General features: G+C 42.7%; 17 protein-coding genes and 1 tRNA gene. 10 read left to right on the top strand and 8 right to left on the bottom strand.

The window, feature by feature from the left end; genetic code table 11:
- Positions 1–172: 172 nt before the first annotated feature.
- Positions 173–496, top strand: a complete 324-nt coding sequence (locus HYN46_RS08455) for a hypothetical protein (RefSeq protein WP_114898975.1) — start codon at positions 173–175, stop codon at positions 494–496.
- Between the two features lie 20 nt (positions 497–516).
- Here HYN46_RS08455 and HYN46_RS08450 read toward each other — a convergent pair.
- The 4 genes from HYN46_RS08450 to alaS form a co-directional block, all read right to left on the bottom strand.
- Positions 517–592 (bottom strand) — tRNA-Arg (locus HYN46_RS08450).
- A 222-nt stretch (positions 593–814) separates the two neighbouring features.
- Positions 815–1,054, bottom strand: coding sequence for a carbon storage regulator CsrA (gene csrA, locus HYN46_RS08445; protein WP_114898974.1), 240 nt, complete (start codon positions 1,052–1,054; stop codon positions 815–817).
- A gap of 231 nt (positions 1,055–1,285) precedes the next feature.
- The gene (locus tag HYN46_RS08440) at positions 1,286–2,566 is read right to left on the bottom strand and encodes an aspartate kinase (protein ID WP_114898973.1); all 1,281 of its coding nucleotides are present in this window, start codon (positions 2,564–2,566) and stop codon (positions 1,286–1,288) included.
- A 104-nt stretch (positions 2,567–2,670) separates the two neighbouring features.
- The gene (gene alaS, locus HYN46_RS08435; RefSeq protein ID WP_114898972.1) at positions 2,671–5,334 is read right to left on the bottom strand and encodes an alanine--tRNA ligase; all 2,664 of its coding nucleotides are present in this window, start codon (positions 5,332–5,334) and stop codon (positions 2,671–2,673) included.
- A gap of 223 nt (positions 5,335–5,557) precedes the next feature.
- Here alaS and HYN46_RS08430 point away from each other — a divergent pair, with 223 nt between their 5' ends.
- Entirely contained in the window at positions 5,558–6,349 is a 792-nt protein-coding gene (locus HYN46_RS08430; protein ID WP_114898971.1) for a fatty acid desaturase CarF family protein, read from the top strand.
- A gap of 56 nt (positions 6,350–6,405) precedes the next feature.
- On the opposite strand, the gene HYN46_RS08425 is transcribed toward HYN46_RS08430, so the two are convergent.
- Positions 6,406–7,485, bottom strand: a complete 1,080-nt coding sequence (locus tag HYN46_RS08425) for a type II asparaginase (RefSeq protein WP_114900684.1) — start codon at positions 7,483–7,485, stop codon at positions 6,406–6,408.
- Positions 7,486–7,716: 231 nt separating this feature from the next.
- Between HYN46_RS08425 and HYN46_RS08420 the strand changes: the two genes are divergently transcribed.
- The 6 genes from HYN46_RS08420 (at position 7,717) to HYN46_RS08395 (ending at position 13,594) form a co-directional block, all read left to right on the top strand.
- Positions 7,717–7,962, top strand: a complete 246-nt coding sequence (locus tag HYN46_RS08420) for a hypothetical protein (RefSeq protein WP_114898970.1) — start codon at positions 7,717–7,719, stop codon at positions 7,960–7,962.
- A 218-nt stretch (positions 7,963–8,180) separates the two neighbouring features.
- Positions 8,181–9,200 (top strand): 50S ribosomal protein L3 N(5)-glutamine methyltransferase, encoded by a 1,020-nt coding sequence (gene prmB, locus HYN46_RS08415; RefSeq protein WP_114898969.1) that lies wholly within the window; start codon positions 8,181–8,183, stop codon positions 9,198–9,200.
- A gap of 76 nt (positions 9,201–9,276) precedes the next feature.
- Positions 9,277–10,377, top strand: a complete 1,101-nt coding sequence (aroC, locus tag HYN46_RS08410; RefSeq protein WP_114898968.1) for a chorismate synthase — start codon at positions 9,277–9,279, stop codon at positions 10,375–10,377.
- Between the two features lie 86 nt (positions 10,378–10,463).
- A complete protein-coding gene (locus HYN46_RS08405) occupies positions 10,464–11,669 on the top strand; it encodes an acyltransferase family protein (RefSeq protein ID WP_114898967.1) in 1,206 nt (401 codons plus the stop codon).
- A 42-nt stretch (positions 11,670–11,711) separates the two neighbouring features.
- A complete protein-coding gene (locus HYN46_RS08400) occupies positions 11,712–12,875 on the top strand; it encodes an MFS transporter (protein WP_210009458.1) in 1,164 nt (387 codons plus the stop codon).
- Between the two features lie 113 nt (positions 12,876–12,988).
- Positions 12,989–13,594 (top strand): hypothetical protein, encoded by a 606-nt coding sequence (locus tag HYN46_RS08395; RefSeq protein ID WP_114898966.1) that lies wholly within the window; start codon positions 12,989–12,991, stop codon positions 13,592–13,594.
- A gap of 33 nt (positions 13,595–13,627) precedes the next feature.
- On the opposite strand, the gene hemP is transcribed toward HYN46_RS08395, so the two are convergent.
- Both hemP and HYN46_RS08385 read right to left on the bottom strand, forming a co-directional pair.
- Positions 13,628–13,789 (bottom strand): hemin uptake protein HemP, encoded by a 162-nt coding sequence (gene hemP / locus HYN46_RS08390; protein WP_114898965.1) that lies wholly within the window; start codon positions 13,787–13,789, stop codon positions 13,628–13,630.
- A gap of 262 nt (positions 13,790–14,051) precedes the next feature.
- Positions 14,052–15,653, bottom strand: coding sequence for an acetyl-CoA C-acetyltransferase (locus tag HYN46_RS08385; protein ID WP_114898964.1), 1,602 nt, complete (start codon positions 15,651–15,653; stop codon positions 14,052–14,054).
- A 523-nt stretch (positions 15,654–16,176) separates the two neighbouring features.
- Here HYN46_RS08385 and HYN46_RS08380 point away from each other — a divergent pair.
- Both HYN46_RS08380 and HYN46_RS08375 read left to right on the top strand, forming a co-directional pair.
- Positions 16,177–17,568, top strand: coding sequence for a 3-oxoacyl-ACP reductase (locus HYN46_RS08380; protein ID WP_114898963.1), 1,392 nt, complete (start codon positions 16,177–16,179; stop codon positions 17,566–17,568).
- 158 nt (positions 17,569–17,726) lie between these two features.
- Complete coding sequence (locus HYN46_RS08375; RefSeq protein ID WP_114898962.1) at positions 17,727–18,587, top strand: MaoC family dehydratase; 861 nt, start codon at positions 17,727–17,729, stop codon at positions 18,585–18,587.
- Positions 18,588–18,668: 81 nt separating this feature from the next.
- On the opposite strand, the gene HYN46_RS08370 is transcribed toward HYN46_RS08375, so the two are convergent.
- Positions 18,669–19,151 (bottom strand): FKBP-type peptidyl-prolyl cis-trans isomerase, encoded by a 483-nt coding sequence (locus tag HYN46_RS08370; protein ID WP_114898961.1) that lies wholly within the window; start codon positions 19,149–19,151, stop codon positions 18,669–18,671.
- Positions 19,152–19,163 lie beyond the last annotated feature (12 nt).

Genomic DNA, 19,163 nt, shown 5'->3' with positions numbered 1-19,163 from the left:
AGTGCTTTTGCTTGGTGTGTTAATTAGGTCATCGATCAAAAATATTTAAGAAGGCTGGAACTGTTTATACGTTTGACATTGAGGTGAAAAAATAAAGGATTTGGTGAGTTTTCAATTTTAAAAGTTTAACAATTTTTAGCGGGTACCTGCTCAGGAACAAAGTTTTTTTATCATGGATTTAATTTATAAAACATTCTCTTTTGTTCTGGGTGGAGAAACAGATTGTGTCATTATTTTTTATTCACCTCATGATAAAAATTTTGAAGCCCGAATTTGTAAGACTGTAGAGTTTCTCGTAAAAGGGTTGTACGGTGTACGAGGATTTCCGAGCATTAACTGGTATGTCGCTGATGAAAGCCAAAAAGATTATGGATTAAAAGCGATTTCTTTGTTGCGGATGTCTGGTCGGAGTTTTCGTGTCGAATTTACAGGGTGGGTGAATGCGAGTGAAACCGAATATACCGAAATTCGTGCGAGAATCACTCATCAATCGTAAACAAAAATAAAGCAAAAAAATGGTACGCCCTGCGGGACTCGAACCCACTTCTTCCGCTTAGGAGGCAGGTGCTCTATCCAGTTGAGCTAAAGGCGTAGGGTGCGAATTAAATCATAAAATCATTCGATCTATATATTTTTTTCTAATTTTAAGTCATAAAAAATTAAATATGATAAACAACGCTCAATAAAAAAATAAGCCATGATATTCATCAAAGCTTATTTTAAATTTGAGGAAAGGTCTATTCAAAATAATGCATGACGAGGATGAGCAATTTACTTCATATCAATGCGTATTTATTCATTGATATGAAAAAGATCAACGATTAAATGGTTCATCATCAAATGAGGGTTGATAATCCTGCTCTAAATGCTGCAGGTGCTCATGCATCGCACGCTCATGTTGAATGCGTTGATAAATTTCCTCACGGTGAACCGATACTTCTTTAGGTGCATTCACACCAATACGAACTTGATTACCCTTAACGCCTAATACGGTGACGCTGACTTCATCGCCAACCATTAACGTTTCGCCCACTCTACGAGTCAGAATCAGCATATTTACTCTCCTTGTTTCATTGTGTCAGCATTGATGGGCTTGCCATCAGTTGCCTCTTTACTGTATGCAGTATGGCGTAAAGCAATCCGCCTTAACAGACCCTAAGACCATTTTTATTAAAAAAATTGCAGTATAGTTCGCGTTTTAGCGTTCTTTGTTACCGTAAGATACAATAAGTATCATCCAGCAGTCTATTCCTAAGCTGCTGGATTTGAAGTTTTAATCTTCTGATTACGCTTGAGCGCGACTTTCACCTGTTACGCGGTCCAATTCAAATGCGGTATGCAGTGCACGGACAGCCAGTTCCAAGTACTTTTCATTGACTACGACGGAAATTTTAATTTCTGAAGTTGAGATCATTTGGATATTAATGCCTTCCGCACCCAATGTACGGAACATCTGGCTAGCGACACCCGCATGCGAACGCATTCCAACACCAACGATCGATACTTTAACAATCGTATCATCGCCTGTGACTTCACGCGCGCCAACATCTCGACCAATTTGTTGCATCAAATCAAGGGTCTTTTTATAGTCTGAACGATTCACAGTAAACGTAAAGTCCGTTGTTCCGTCCGCAGCGACATTTTGCACGATCATATCGATTTCAATATTTGCATCGCCGACTGGGGAGAGGATTCGTGAGGCAATACCAGGTTGATCGGGTACGCCGCGTACAATAAGTTTAGCTTCGTCACGGTTAAACGCGATACCAGAGATAATGGGTTGTTCCATAGTCGTTTCCGATTCAGTCGTAATTAATGTCCCGACGTTGTGTTTAAAGTCATCGTCGTATGCGCCATCGTTTTCATTGTCAAAACTTGACAGAACCCGTAGCGGCACTTGATATTTTCCTGCAAATTCAACAGAGCGAATTTGTAATACTTTTGAGCCAAGGCTTGCCATTTCAAGCATTTCTTCAAAAGTAATGCGATCTAGTTTCTTGGCTTTAGGCGCGACGCGAGGGTCGGTTGTATAGACCCCATCTACGTCAGTATAAATTTGGCATTCATCGGCTTTGAGTGCAGCAGCCATCGCAACACCCGTCGTATCAGAGCCGCCGCGACCCAAGGTCGTGACATTGCCATCATCATCGATTCCTTGAAAGCCAGCAACGATAACCACTGAGCCTGCGTCAAGATCTTTACGTACTGCTGATTCATCGATTGATTGAATCCGAGCTTTATTAAATGAACTATCTGTCCGGATAACGACTTGGCCACCCGTGTATGATTTTGCATTTAAGCCGATGCTTTTTAGAGACATCGCTAGCATTGCTATCGTAACTTGTTCACCAGTAGCAAGCATCTGATCAAGTTCGCGTGGATCCGGTGTCTCACTAATGGCTTTGGCAAGACCAATCAAACGATTAGTTTCGCCGCTCATAGCGGAAACGACAACAACAACTTGATGACCGTGATCATGCCAACGCTTGACACGACGTGAGACATTCAAAATGCGTTCAGGCGTGCCCATTGAAGTGCCGCCGTATTTTTGGACGATAAGTGCCATGTGCTCCGTTATTCCTTTGTTCTTCAAAAAAAGCCAGACTTAATTGTAAAGTCGAGCAATTGCTTAAAAATTGATAAACGTTAAACGATGAAACGGTAATGCCATTAAACTAATTTTGCTTCAATCCATGCGGGTAAATCTTGCATGACTTGGACAAATTCAGGTGTAAGCGGTGCACCACCTTGAGCCAGATCTGGTTTGCCACCACCTTTACCGCCCAATAAGCCTGCTAGATGACTAATAATCTCACCGGCCTTGATTTTATGGGTATGGGAGGAGGCTACCGAAGCAAGTAGACTGACTTTGTCACCATCCGTTGCGCTGAGTACGATGACACTTTCAGGTAAGCGTGATTTCACACTATCAAGCAGCGTACGGAGCGACTTACCATCAACTTGCTCAAGTGTAGAAACAAGAAGTTTAACGTCCCCAACCCAACGTGCAGCCGCGGCAAGCTCCACACTCTCAGCATTCGCAAGCTTTTGATTTAAGCGCTCAATCTGTTTTTCCAGATCACGATTACGATCAGCAAGTGCACTCACTTTCTCGAAGGTTTGACCACGGGTTGTTTTGGTTAAACCTGCAATTTGTGAAAGCTGACGCTCGCCAGTTTGCACGAAATTCAAAGCATTTAAACCTGTAACCGCTTCGATGCGACGAATACCTGCGGCGATACCCCCTTCACTGGTAATTTTTAATAGGCCAATGTCACCCGTACGATCCACGTGGATGCCACCGCAGAGTTCAACAGAGAAATATTGATCATTAGCTTTATTACCCATGGCCAATACGCGAACCTCATCGCCGTATTTTTCACCAAAGAGCATCATCGCACCTTTAGTCTTGGCATCGGCCATACTCATTTCTTCAGTTTCAACTGCATAGTTACCTATGATTTCTTCAGCAACGAGACGTTCAACTGCAGCGATTTGTTCTGGCGTGACAGCCTGATCATTGGAGAAATCGAAACGCAGCAAGTCGGCACTGACCAACGAACCTTTCTGAGTGACGTGCTCACCTAAAACTTGGCGCAGCGCAGCATGGAGGAGGTGAGTTGCTGAGTGATTGCGTGAGATTGCTGCGCGTAAGTCCTGTTTAACCTCGGCTTCAACAGTCTGGTTCGATTGTATTCTACCCATCGTAACCACACCTTGATGCACAATCGCATTACCAGATTTTTTGGTATCCTGTACTTCAAAGATTCCATCCAAACCCGTTAGTGTCCCCGTATCACCTACCTGACCGCCGGATTCCGCATAAAAAGGCGTTTGATTAAGGATAATGAAACCCTCATCACCTTCACTGAGCGTATCAACAGGTTGATTGTCTTTATAAAGCGCAATGATTTGACCTGAGCCCGTGGTCGCGTCATAACCGTCAAATCGAGTCTGACTATCCACTTTAATAAAGCTATTGTAGTCAACAGTAAATTTTCCTGCCTCACGTGCTCGACGCCGCTGTTCGTTCATTGCGGACTCAAAGCCTTCTTGATCCACGGTTAAGCCACGTTCACGTGCAATATCTGCAGTTAAATCGACGGGGAAACCATAGGTATCATAGAGTTTAAATGCAGTTTCGCCATCAATAACCGTACCTTTTAGGTTGGGTAATTCAGCTTCAAGCAGTTTTAAGCCTTGTTCAAGTGTACGTGCAAATTGTTCTTCTTCTTTACGTAGAGCTGCTTCGATGACATCACGACGTGCAATTAGCTCCGGATAAGCTGCGCCCATCACATCAATTAAAGGTTGTACCATTTGATAGAAGAAAGCGCCGGTTGCCCCGAGTTTATTCCCATGACGAACTGCACGGCGAATGATACGACGTAATACATAACCGCGGCCTTCATTGCTCGGAATAACACCATCGGCAATCAGAAAGGAACATGAGCGAGCGTGATCTGCAACAACGCGTAAAGAGGGTTGTCCCACATCTTCAATACCAATAATCTTGCACGCGGATTGAATCAGATGCTGGAATAAATCGATTTCATAGTTAGCATGTACATGTTGCATGACTGCACTGATACGCTCTAACCCCATACCCGTATCAACACTTGGGGCGGGTAGAGGTTGTAAGGTTCCATCTTTCTGGCGGTTAAACTGCATAAACACGCAGTTCCAGATTTCAATAAAGCGGTCACCATCTTCTTCAGGTGTACCGGGTAAACCGCCGGCTATCTCAGCACCATGGTCGTAGAAAATTTCTGTACAAGGACCACAAGGGCCCGTATCGCCCATGGCCCAGAAGTTATCCGACGCATAAGCAGCACCTTTATTATCACCAATACGAATGATCCGTGAAGCATCTAAACCAATATCGTTTTGCCAAAATCCAAATGCTTCATCGTCAGTTGCATAGATTGTCACATAGAGGCGATCTGTAGGGATGTTCATCCAGTTGGGACTGGTCAGAAATTCCCAAGCAAAGGCAATCGCTTCTTTTTTGAAATAATCTCCGAAAGAAAAGTTTCCCAGCATTTCGAAGAAGGTATGGTGGCGTGCGGTGTAACCGACATTATCAAGGTCGTTATGTTTTCCGCCAGCGCGTACGCACTTTTGACTAGAGGTCGCACGGACATAATCACGAGGATCTAGACCCAAAAAGGTATCTTTAAACTGATTCATCCCAGCATTGGTAAATAGCAAAGTTGGGTCATTGGCGGGAATCAGGCTGCTGGACGGGACGCGAGTATGCCCTTTGCTTTCAAAAAAGCGTAAGAATGCCTCACGAATGTCAGCGGCAGTAGGGACTTGCGGCTTAACTGTCATGGGTGAGACTCCTTAAGTTTGATTGAGATTCTGGCTAAATGTAAAAAGGGTGAAATTAAAAGCGGAATAGTATAGCCGATTTTTTGCTGTTGGCTTATGTTGAATGATTAAATTACTTGAACGGATTCATATACAGATTAGTCACATTTTAAAGTTATATTGAGATTAAACTGATTGTCATCATCAGTGATCTTATGCATAAAAACTCTAAGCGGATTTGGTCATGTCTATCATCCAACAATTCCTTCTGCCAAATGTTGAGCAATCCGCTCAATATTTGAACGATAAACAATGGAGCCTTAAACAGCTTCAGTTTTCTGCAGCAATGCAACGTTACGAGTCCCGACCAATTTATAAAAATATCAATAAAATAGTCGCTTGGTTGAATGTGTCACTTCAGCTTGGATTGTTAGCTATTCTTTTTCAACTCGGTATGAGCTTTTCATGGCATATCTTTGGTCTTGTCGCCGCATTTGTTTTAGCAGACTTTGTGAACGGATTCGTGCACCTCTATATGGATCATAATGATCATTACGCATCCCTTGTTGGACCATTTATTGCCAATTTTCATCTGCATCATGATATCCCGCGCTATGAAGATAAGCCGATATGGCAGATTTATATTGATGAATCCGGCTCTAAAGTGTGGCTATTGGTTTTCTTAATCGTTTGGCTTGTTGTATTTTTATTCGGCATTTTGCCAACGGTCATTTTTGGTTTAGGTGTTTATTTTGCGATATGGTCATCGATTGCCGAGGTATCTCATTATTTGTGCCATAACAGTGACTCAAAATCGGTTCGTTTTTTACAATCGTGCTGGATACTTTTGCCGAAAAAACATCATATGCGTCATCATCGTTTGGATAATGTGAATTATGCGTTTTTGAACGGCATGACGGATCCATTGATTAATTGGATCGCGGCTGTTTATTTTCATGGCTATCAAAAAACGACAGACCAGCATACCGTATTGTATATTAAAGCTAGGCAAGCCAAAGGGCTGACTATGCGTTAGTGCTTCAAGCGAATTAAGCCTATCTCTTTGGGATAGGCTTAATTACATGGTTTGGATCAATACTCCCAGAAAATCCGTTGCAACTCTTTTGTGTCACTGGTCTTAGTCAGTGCTAAAGAGGTGAGCAAGCGTGCCTTTTGGGGATTGAAGTCATGTGCAACAACCCAGTCATATTTGTCATCAGGTTGTTCAGCATTGCGTAATACAAAGCCATCAGGCACTCGGGATGAACGTACAATCAAGATGCCTTGGCTGCGTAATTTTTTAAGTGTATCAACCAAGTACCCGGCAACTGAGCCGTTTCCAGTGCCTGCATGAATAATCGCCTTTGCGCCTGCATCTGCAACTGCAAGATAAGGCGCTGCAATCATTGAGTCGGAGCCATAAACAATTTGTACAAGGGGCAGTGCATCACCCTTTATATCATCAATATTAAATTCAGACTGTCCAGTATGGCGTTTAACCGGTTGTCTAAACCAATAGCTTTTTCCTTCGACAACCATACCTAGTGCGCCCCATTGGCTTGCAAATGCATTAGTACGGATGTTGATGCGTTTACTAACATCGCGACCGGATTGGATCTCATCATTCATCGCAACTAAAACCCCTTTTCCTGCAGAGTCTTTACCTGCAGCGACAACGACAGCATCGTAAAGATTGAGGGCACCATCTGCAGACAAGGCTGTACTGGGTCGCATTGATCCGACAACAACAATAGGTTTGTTCGTGTGCACGACAAGATTTAAGAAGAATGCTGTTTCTTCCAAAGTATCTGTACCATGGGTGATTACAATACCGTTCACATCATCACGTTTGACCAGCGCAGAGACTTGACGGGCGAGACTGAGCAATTCTTTGTCAGTAAAACTTTCAGAAGCCATTTGAAAGGCCTGAACACCTTCGACATCTGCAATATCCTTCATTTGAGGCACGGCATTAATCAGATCGTCAACGGGAACTTTGGCAGCTTGATAGGTGGCACTATTGGTTGCAGATGCGCCTGCACCCGCAATTGTTCCCCCTGTAGCAACCAAAACTACATGTGGCTTTGCCCATGCGCTAAAGCTCGATAAGCTGAGCATGAGAGTTAAGGGCAGCGCGCGAAGCCATGTTGGCTTGATTGACTTAAAAATCATAAAGACTCCATCTTTAAAAAATGCGATAGTTCGAATACGTTCAGTCTGTTTCATTAACCATTTGGTTTGTACAGCATGCAATATTAACGCCATTCATGCTGGACTGTTAAAGATAAAATAAGCAGAACAATTAATGCTGTTTTCCTTAGCCTAAGGTGTTGCCTTTCTTCAGGGTTTCCTCTACAACTAAGACGGTAGGTTGTCGTTATTAAGATGATACAAGGAGTTCCTATGTCTACTGAGCATTTTTCGATTACGAGTGAATCATATGTCATTTTATGGAGTCCACATCGGAAACAGTTTCATATTGAAACCGTAGACGATCGGCTTCGACGCAATCGACGTATTTTCAAATTAGGTAAACCTGAAGGGGACTTTATCGCTTTGGATTATGCCAATAGCTATGCTGAGGCAGTAGAAAAACAAAAGGGATTTGAGGTACAACGAACAAACAATCTTTCAGATCAAACGGGTTGAGTTCCTTATAGGCCCCCATTCTCTAGTTAAGCTGTCTTTATTTAGACCAAATAATCATATTGGAAGTGAACATTTGGTCTAAATCGCATCATGAAAATAGCCAAAAAACTGCCTTGTGAAAGCAATTCACGGTACAATCTAGCCCATCTTAATGCCGCCCAAATACTTGGGTCACAAGTCTTGAATAAAAGTCTTGCGCAAAATCTGAGGAGAGTTGTGTGGAAACGCTAAATATTGAACGTGAAATCCTGGACGAAGCAGTCGAAAATTTGCATACCATTCGGGATTTCATTCGCTTTGGTGTAACCGCATTACGTGCATATGAGGTGCATTTGGGTCAAGGCACGGAGGATTTTTTTGCCGAGAGTTCTGCTCTTGTATTACAGACTTTATCTTTAGATTGGTCGGCGGATGAGCAGATTCTGGATAGTCGCTTATTGCCGTCTGAGAAAAAGCAAATTGTTGATTTATTGGCTAAACGTATTAATGATCGTGTTCCACTGGGATATTTGCTGAACGTTTCTTATTTCTGCAATCAACCTTATTATGTAGATGAGCGGGTGCTAATTCCACGTTCGCCGATTGCTGAATTGATTCAAAATCGCTTTGCTCCCGTTTTAACAGATGGTTTAGGCGTCGCAGTTGATGGTGTAAATCGTTTGCCTCCTGTCGTCGATGCAGCTTTTGTGCCTGAACGCATTTTGGACTTGTGTACTGGTTCTGGTTGTATTGCAATTGCTTGTGCTTATGCGTTTGAGGATGCACAAGTAGACGGTGCTGATTTATCACGGGATGCGTTAGAAGTTGCGTCAATCAATGTTGAGCACCACAATAAAGACAATCAAGTCTCGCTGATTCAATCTAATCTTTTTGAAAAAATCCCAGCTCAGCAACAATACGATCTTATCGTGTCCAACCCTCCTTATGTCGATGCTTCTGACATGGCTGATTTGCCTCAAGAGTTTTTACATGAGCCAGAAATGGCCTTGGCTGCCGGACGTGATGGATTAGATTTGGTAAAACATATATTGGTCAAAGCACCAGAGTATCTATCCTCACGTGGCTTACTTGTTGTTGAAGTGGGTAATAGTGAATGGGCATTACGTCAACTATTCCCTAAAGTGCCATTCCACTGGCTGCATTTCACACAAGGCGGCACAGGTGTTTTTGCATTGACGGCGAGCGAATGTCGTCAATACCACGCACAATTCGTAGCGGCTTTGGCGCTGTCTGAGTAATCATTGCAAGTTTTGCAATTGAGATGATAAGTCGTAAAGTATTTGAATTTAAAAAATTAATGTAGCAGGTAGATGTATGGCCGGTAATACCATTGGGCAGTTATTTCGAGTAACGACATGCGGAGAGTCGCATGGCGTGGGCTTAATGGCCATCGTAGATGGCGTTCCACCTAACTTAAGTTTGACTGAAGCAGATTTACAGATTGATTTAGATCGTCGTAAGCCGGGTACATCAAGCTTTGCAACGCAGCGTAAAGAAGAAGACTTGGTCAAGATTATTTCTGGTGTGTTTGAAGGTAAAACCACTGGCACCCCAATTGGCTTATATATTGCCAATACCGATCAAAAGTCTAAAGACTACGGCAATATCGCGGAAACTTTTCGCCCTGGCCACGCCGACTATACCTACACCATGAAATATGGTTTTCGTGATTATCGCGGTGGAGGGCGCTCTAGCGCACGTGAAACGGCAATGCGTGTCGCAGCAGGAAGCATTGCAAAAAAATATCTTGCTGAGAAGTTCGGTATCTTGATTCGAGGCCATGTTACTCAGATTGGTAATGAAGTTGCCAAACATCTTGACTGGTCTATCGTTAATCAAAATCCCTTTTTCTGTGGTGATGCTGAGGCAATTCCGCGTTTTGAAGCATTAGTGACCGATCTTCGTCGCCAAGGAACGAGCTGTGGGGCACGTTTGGAGGTTATTGCTGAGAATGTACCTGTGGGCTGGGGCGAGCCTGTTTTTGATCGTCTAGATGCAGATATAGCCCACGCCATGATGAGCATAAATGCGGTAAAAGGTGTCGAAATTGGCGATGGGTTTGCTGTCGCAGGCCAGTTTGGACATGAAACCCGTGATGAAATGACTCCTGATGGCTTTACTGCAAATCATGCAGGTGGGGTATTAGGCGGTATTTCAAGTGGACAAAATATTCGTGTTTCTATTGCATTAAAACCAACAGCTAGCATCACAACTGCTGGCCATAGTGTAAATCTGGCTGGAGAGGCGATCGAAGTGGTCACCAAAGGGCGTCATGACCCTTGTGTCGGTGTTCGTGCGACACCGATCGCAGAAGCGATGTTAGCAATTACTTTGATGGATCATTTTTTACGCCATCGTGCACAAAATGCCGATGTCATCCCGCCTATGGCAGCGATTGCAAAGGGAGTTGATTAACGCTTTTCTGGTTTGGGGAGTGTAATAGAAATAGGCTAAGGGATGCGGGTTACTACAATAATGGAATATAGTCAGATGGTGATCCAATGAGTGCGTTTAGCCCAATATTCGCATTTTTTCCAATACTTGTTGCAATATTGACAGCATCTAAGCTGTTTAAACATTTCAATCTGCAACCGAGTCGTTCTAGTCAGTTCCCATCTATCGATGGGCTCCGAGGTTATTTGGCACTCTGCGTTTTTCTTCATCACGGCATGATTTGGTATTTATACTTGAAGATTGGTCGCTGGGAGGCTCCACCATCAATGCTATATACCAATTTCGGTCAGATAGGTGTGGCTTTATTTTTTATTATCACAGGTTTTTTATTCTCATTCAAACTGATTGATGCTAGAAAGAAAAAAAATCGTTTTGATTGGACTCAGTTATTTATTTCAAGAGTACTGCGTTTAGTTCCGCTGTATTTTTTTGTGATGCTTATTTTAGTGTTGATTGTTTTTATTTTGACAAATTTTAGTTTGATAACAAGTTTTTCCGTATTTGTTCATCATCTTATGTATTGGCTAGGTTTTACTGTTTTTGGTCATCCTGATCTTAATGGCGTAGAGAGTACCTGGGTCATTATGGCAGGGGTTGCGTGGTCGCTACCTTATGAGTGGTTTTACTATTTTACCTTACCACTCTTTGGCTTTTTGATTGGATTACGAGTCTCTGCGTTGTATGTGTTATTGAGTTTAGGAATCGTCTATTTATTCTATACCCTGCCTTTTGACATGGTATATGTTTATTATTTTAGCGTAGGCATTGCTTCAGCTCTTTTAACCGGAAATAAATATCTCACAGCTTTTGCGAATCATAAGCTTACTGATTATTTCTTAGTGATATTACTTTTAGTCACCTTTTTCTTATTTACCCAACAAGATATTAATATCTTATCGATTGCTTTATTTGTTTTCTTTGTGGCGATCACCAATGGAAATACTTTATTCGGAATTTTAACCCATAAGTTGTCTATTTTTTTAGGCGAAATGAGCTATAGCTTATATTTATTGCATGGCATAATTTTCTTTATTCTATTTAAACTCTTGCTAGGTTTTGAGTATGCTTCAGCTTTTTCCCCAATCGAGCATTGGGGAGTTGTTTCTATCTGTGCCTTTATTCTTGTCGTATGTTCATTTTTCACTTACACATGGATAGAGGCGCCTGCTATGCAGCGAGTCAAATATTTTTCTAACCTGCTTCGATCAAGGATCTCTCTAAAGAGCGATAAGAAGCTACTGAAACCACATTAGAACTTAAAAAAATAATTGAAGGGCATAAAGGGGCATATTCGTATGCAGCAAGCATCTAAGGTGAATATCCCTATAAAAGCGCGTTTATCCGGCTTCTATTTTTTCTACTTTGCGGTGGTAGGCGCATTTATGCCTTACTGGAGCTTATATTTAGAAGGACGGGGGTTTAATAAAGAGCAGATCGGTTGGCTTGCGGCGATCACGGTCATCTCACGGATTATTGCACCCAGCGTGTGGGGTTATTGTGCGGATCGTTCCGGACTACGGATGCGTTGGGTGCGCCTCGGTATTGTGGCTGAACTGATTGCATGGATTGCAATTCTATTTATTCCTCATACGATGTTCTGGTTAATCCTAGTGTTATTTTTTTATAGTTTTTTTCAAAATGCAATTTTGGCGCAATACGAAGCGGTGACGTTATTTTATCTGGGAAAGCAGAGGGATCAATACGGAATCATCCGCTTGTGGGGATCATTAGGATTTATTGCAGCAGTCTTAGGTTTAGGATGGTGGTTTAAGTGGCATGTTATTACGACCCTACCGATTGTAATGATTGTATTGGCCATTATTGCTGTTATCAATGCATGGATAATTGCTGAGCCGCCTCAAGCCGCTCCAAAAACAGAGCATCCCTCTTCGTTGATTCCAGTGTTTAAAAAGCCAATGGTTTGGGGCTTTCTTGTCATTCATTTTCTGCTGTTATTGTCGCATGCACCTTTTTATAGTTTTTATTCGAATTACTTAAAAGCTTATGGGTACAGTACTTCAACGATTGGATTGCTGTGGTCTGTGGGCGTCTTTGCTGAAGTATTGATGTTTACCCAAAGTGCAAAGGTACTTGCATACTTAAATGGGCGGAGTGCGATTGCAATCTGTTTATCACTGACATCTTTTCGGTGGGTACTAGTCGCAGCATTCCCGACTTTTTTATCTATTCAACTGCTTGCACAATCAGTCCATGCTTTTAGTTTTGCTTTATTTCAATCGATAGCAATGCGATTAATCTTTAGTGAGTTTAAAGCGGATCAACAGGGAAGAGCACAAGCACTTTATAGTATGCTCTGGGGGCTAGGTGTTGCCATTGGCTCAATTCTGGCTGGACAGGTTTGGGATCGATTCGGTGGGCAATGGGTTTTTGCAATGGCATCTGCGATTGTGCTTAGTGGTCTGCTTGGGATTCGTAATATTCCAAAAAAAATGCTGTGATGACAAAACAATACACACATGTCACCAACAAAATCTACTTGACGTCGATAGGGTCTACACTGCACTCTTGATCCAAGAGAAAATCGTATTCCATCCACCTGAAAATTATTGCGATGCCACAAGATATGCGACCTTATTCATCTGTACAACACCTTCCTGCTCAATCTGTATTTTTTGGTCACTCTGTACAGAGACCTAAGCTTGGTTTGATGCATGCGTTATTGTTTAGTGGGGTATTACTCAGCTCTGCCGTTTATGCCGCAGACAAAGCACCGGTAGCAATGCCCACAACAACCAATTTAAATGATATCGCTGCTGCGCCAAAGGCCCAACGTCCAACCGTTAAAAACAATATTGAGCTAGTCAGTCGTCCGCTTATCGCAGGTTTATGGGCGATGACCATTCCACAGGTTTCTTGTGTCGAATATTATAACTTTAGGGAAGACGGACTATTTGTCGTTAAAAGTGCTGAAGAGTGGAGCTTAGGTAAGTATGTTTATCAACTTCCTGATGCTGAAGCAATGGCTACAACGCTACCACTGCTCACTATGGCTATTCAGTATGATAGTAATGTTCCTGATTGCTCAGGCAATAATGTCGATCAAAGCGGTGAAGTCCAGCGCCAATATGTGAAATGGGTAGATTCTGCGCACATTAAATTTTGCGCAACGGAAGACGGGCAACAATGTGAGCTTGGCTTACGCAAGATATTGCCTTGATGCATCTTGCGTGTACTGCTCCATGCTTTTTTATTATTTGGTGAGTATTAGGCGATTATTGCGCGTAAGACGTAAGCGATATTCTTCCCCTTCATGCAGGATGCGTATTTCACGACCCAAAGCAAAAAGATTATTGGATTGTAATACAGGTAGTGCAGATTGGCTTGGACCTAAAAATCGAAACGGTGCGTTCATGATAGATATCCTGCAAAGTAGAGAGTACTGATAGGAAGTGAAACTCACTTCGATTAAGTAATGATAATTATTATCATTTGATAAGACAAGAGGTTTTCTTGTAATTCTTCATATTCTTTTAAAAAAACGATCTACAAATAAAATTAAATAAAACATTAGCATACTAAGATTAAATAGAATGACATAAAAAAATCCCTGCATAGTGCAGGGATTTTTTTATCGATAGGTTAAGTGTGTAGCTTTATAAAACCCAAATTGGGTCTTATGGTTTTTCAACGATAGCGACTACACCCTGACCACCAGCAGCACAAATTGAAATCAGTGCACGACCTTTGCCATTTTGGTTCAGTATCTTAGCTGCGGTAGCAAGGATACGTCCACCAGTAGCCGCAAATGGATGACCAGCAGCCAGTGATGAACCGTTCACATTTAATTTGCTACGGTCGATTGAGCCCAATGGCTTGCTTAAGCCCAAACGTTCTTTACAGAATGTTGGATCTTCCCAAGCTTTCAAAGTTGCGAGTACTTGTGATGCGAAAGCTTCATGGATTTCGTAGAAATCGAAGTCTTGAAGTGTGAGGCCTGCACGAGCCAACATGCGTGGTACTGCGTAAGCAGGTGCCATGAGCAAGCCTTCTTTAGGGCCTTCTTTACCAATGAAATCAACAGCAGCAGTTTCAGAGAAAGTCAAATAAGCCAAAACTTCATGGCCATTTGCTTTTGCCCATTCTTCAGAAGCAAGCAATACAACAGATGCGCCGTCGGTCAATGGTGTTGAATTACCTGCGGTCATTGTCGCGCTTTCACCTTTACCAAATACAGGTTTAAGCGTTGCTAATTTCTCAACTGTACTACCAGGACGCAAGTTATTGTCACGGGTCAGTGTGAGGAATGGAGTAATCAAATCATCAAAGAAACCGCGATCATAAGCAGCAGCCATGTTTTTGTGACTTGCTGCGGTTAATTCGTCTTGCGCTTCGCGGGTGATACCCCACTCAAGAGCTGTGATCGCGGCATGGTCACCCATGGATAAGCCAGTGCGTGGCTCACCATTTTTAGGAGCATCAAGCAGTTTTTTGAAATCTAACTTTTTCAGTGCTTTTACATAATCAGAATTCTTTTTAGCATTGTTTGCTTCAAGCATTGCTTTACGTAAGCCATCACCGAAGGAAATTGGTGCATCAGATGTCGTATCAACACCACCTGCGATACCTACATCGATTTGACCTAAGGCAATTTTGTTGGCGACGGTGAATGCAGATTGCAGACCAGTGCCACATGCTTGTTGCAGGTCGGTCGCAGGCGTTTGAGCAGAAAGAGTAGTGCTCAATACACATTCGCGAGTCATATTGAAATCACGGCTGTGTTTTAATACGGCACCAGCAACAACTTCACCGAGGCGTTTGCCTTGAAGGTTAAAGCGTTCAATCAGGCCGTTTAGAGCAGCAGTCAGCATATCGCTATTTGATGCATTGAAATAAGCACCGTTCGAACGCGCGAAAGGAATACGATTACCGCCTAAAATGGCGACGCGGCGAACAGCAGGGGTATTGCTCATAGCAGGTTCCTTGGGTTTTACAGAGCTAGTTTTCACTGTGCCAGCAGATGTTTTGCTCGCAGCAGTTGCAGCTTTAGGAGCTGCAGGTTTACGGGTTACAGTTTTTTTTGGTGCTGCAGCAGGAGCTGCTTCGGTCGGTGTTGTGGCCGCTGCAGCTGCTTTTGGCGCTGCTGGTTTGCGGACTGCAGGCTTTGCTGGAGTTTTTGGGGCTGCAGTAGTTTCTTTTGTCACGGTTGTTGTTGCGCTATTTTCTGTTTGCGGCGCTGTCGCTTTCGTTGCGGCAGTCGTCTTAGGAGGTTGACTCATGGTTCACTCCGGTACATTTTAAAAAAGGATTGTAATCTCAAAAAGTGGCTAACTTTAACATAATCTCATCTAGATGAATTGGCTGGATTGCCGAACACTTCTTTCAAGATAGCAACTGTAGAAACCGTATAGTTTTGCTAGCATTGCATGAGTAATCATCGTGCTGACGCAAAATAATAGTCTACTACCAACTGCATTAGTCAATTCTAGCGACTAATTTGTTGCAGTGGCGTTGTTTTGAACATGTTTTCAGCATTATTTTGGTGTTTTTTTGACAAAAAACGCTATTTTTATGTCTGATAAATTGCTTATTGACGCTAATTACAATACTGTTTCGCCTGTTGAAATTGCTTTTCTACGACCATGCATGTGTTTTGCAATTTTCCTGATGTGCTTAGACGTATTCATTCTGTGAGTTGTTTAACACTCAATAAAATATTGTGGATCGTATGGCGTATGATGTGCTGATTTCATCCTTATTATTAACCCGCTTTTTTATTTTACGCCTTGATCGAGAGCTGCTATGAGTGACCACTATCAATCTTTTGCAAATTCCGCATTGGGTCAAATCCTTGTTAAAAATCTTGGCTTACCAGCGCCATTAGTTTTAGATCGTTTTGATGCCTCTAAACCGTTGATTAATGGTGCGGTACTGTTTGGTGCGGCACCAGGTTCAACATTGTCAGGTGCAATTAGCGATACACTTGCCAGCATTCATGCCGATACCTATGCCGGTAACAATGCCGAATTGCAACAAGCAGCCGCAAAGTCAGGTTTGAATGTCCGTGCTTTCAACAGCGGTGATAAAGAAGCCCGTTTTAAAGCATTTGTTTTTGATGCTTCAGGCATCAAAAGCTCTGATGAGCTTATTGAACTGTTTAATTTCTTTAGCCCAATCGCTCGCCAATTGCTTCCATCAGGTCGTGTTGTTGTTGTTGGTCGTACTCCATCAGATACAGCAACAACCAAAGAAGCGACTGCACAGCGCGCGCTTGAAGGTTTTGTAAAATCAGTGGGTAAAGAATTCAAAAAAGGTGTTGCTGCACAGCTCGTCTATGTTGGAAAGGGTGCTGAAGCAAACCTTGAATCGACATTACGTTTCTTCTTGTCTGCAAAATCTGCTTATGTTTCAGGCCAAGTTGCTCGTGTGACCAAAGGCAAAGTCATTCAAGTGAACTGGGCAAAGCCTTTAACGGGTAAAACAGCACTGGTAACTGGCGCAAGCCGTGGTATTGGTGAAGCGATTGCACGTACGTTGGCACGTGATGGCGCACATGTAATCTGCTTAGATGTACCACAACAAGAAGCTGACCTACAGCGTGTAGCCGGTGAGATCGGTGGTAGCGTATTGACTGAAGACATTACAGCGCCTGATGCTGGTGAAAAAATTGCAGCATTCGCACAAAACCGCGGTGGCTTAGATGTTCTTGTACACAATGCCGGTGTAACACGTGACAAAATGCTGGCTAATATGAAAGATTCGCAGTGGAATTTGGTGTTGAACATCAATCTATCAAGCGAAGAGCGTATCAATGATTACTTGTTAGAAAACAAAGCATTCAATGATAACGCACGCATCATCTGTGTTTCATCGATTAGTGGTATTGCAGGTAACTTGGGTCAAACCAACTACGGTGCATCAAAAGCTGGCGTGATCGGGTTAGTGCAGTCTGTTGCGCCAACCCTTAAAGGCGGCATCACGATCAATGCAGTAGCACCAGGCTTTATCGAAACAGCCATGACTGCGGCAATTCCGCTGCAGATCCGCGAAGCAGGTCGTCGCATGAACTCAATGGCGCAAGGTGGGCAACCCGTAGATGTAGCAGAAGCGATCGCTTGGTTCGCAAATCCTGCATCAGGTGGTTTGAATGGCAACGTGGTCCGTGTTTGTGGTCAGAGCTTACTCGGTGCATAATTGGTTATGTCCATTGACTTGATTGCTCTAAAGAATTCAAGCCAATAACTATCGAGACGCCGTGCTTTTTTTGAAAAAATGTACGGCGTTTTTTTTAGTTGGATAAAGATTTCTCAGTAGTTTTACTTTTAACATTCACTTCATGAACGAGCATTATTATGCCAAATCGTACTTTTGAAAGCATTCCAAATCCCATCGGTTTATTCGCTAAAGTTGCGCTCAGTACAATTAAAAAGAATCCCTACAAGACGTTGCCAGAAGCAGAATACACAGTTACGAAACTTAAAATCGATCGCGAACATTTGAATGCTTATAACAAAATTTGTGGTTATCCAAATTTGGATACCTTGCCGCCGTTATATCTCGGCATTCGTGCAATGACCCTACAATTAGCGCTCATGGTTAATGAGGCATTCCCATTTCCAATCCTCGGTATCGTGCATATCCGTAATACGGTTGAACAATTTAAGCCAGTCAATGTGAATGACACGATTCAACTGTCTACACGTTTCGGCGAAATTACCCCGCATGAAAAGGGTAAGTTATTTACCTTTATTTCAACGGCAAAAGTAAATAACGAAGTGGTATGGGAAAGTGTTGCATACTATTTAGCACGTGGTAAATCTGATGTTGTTGCTGATAAAACCAAGCCTAAAGAGGCGCGTCTAACCCAGAAAGCCGGTGATATTAATGTGGACTTTGATTTGCCTGAAGACCTAGGTCGTCGTTATGCCAAAGTCAGTGGTGACTTTAACTTCATTCATATCCATAAATTCACAGCCCAAGCATTTGGCTTTAAGCGTGCAATTGCCCATGGTATGTGGACTAAGGCTCGCTCAGTAGCGGCTTTGGGTGAGTTACCGCCTGCTTATTTCTTGGATGTACAGTTTAAATTACCAGTCTTTTTGCCAGGCAAAGTCCATTTGCACGCTCAGAAGAAGGCGAAAGTGACTACATTTGAATTGACTGATGCTAAAGATGGAAAACCGCATCTGGTTGGTACATTGTCTGCACGCTAAGTAGTCTTTGTCCAATACTCGATATAAAAAAACCGCTGATATGATCAGCGGTTTTTTTTACGATGATTTTGCAATCATTGTTTAGTGGTGATGACCACCTGCACCGTGTGCATGGCCATGTTCCAGTTCTTCTGCAGATGCAGCACGAATGCCGACAACTTCAACATCAAATGTCAGTGCTTGACCAGCCAGAGGATGGTTCGCATCAACGATAACCAGTTCTGGTGTAACGTCTTTAACAGTCACGACTTGAACGCCATCATCAGTTTGTGCTTGGAATTGCATACCAACTTGGATGTCATCAACGCCTTGGAACATATTGCGTGGAACTTCTTGTACCAATTCTGCTTGGTAATCGCCATAGCCGAGTTCTGGCTCAACAGTTACTTTGAATTTGTCACCAATAGTCTTACCTGCCAGTTCGTTCTCTAAACCAGGAACGATGTTATGTGCGCCATGCAGGTAAACCAGTGGCTCGCCTTCTGACTTGTCGAGTACATCACCAGCGGCGTTTGTAAGTGTATAGTGAAACGTCACTACGGAGTCATTTTGAATGGTGGACATGCAAGTCAATCC

The sequence above is a fragment of the Aquirhabdus parva genome (assembly GCF_003351745.1).
In the GTDB taxonomy this organism is placed as follows: domain Bacteria; phylum Pseudomonadota; class Gammaproteobacteria; order Pseudomonadales; family Moraxellaceae; genus Aquirhabdus; species Aquirhabdus parva.
This window is presented reverse-complemented; position numbering and strand designations above follow the sequence as displayed.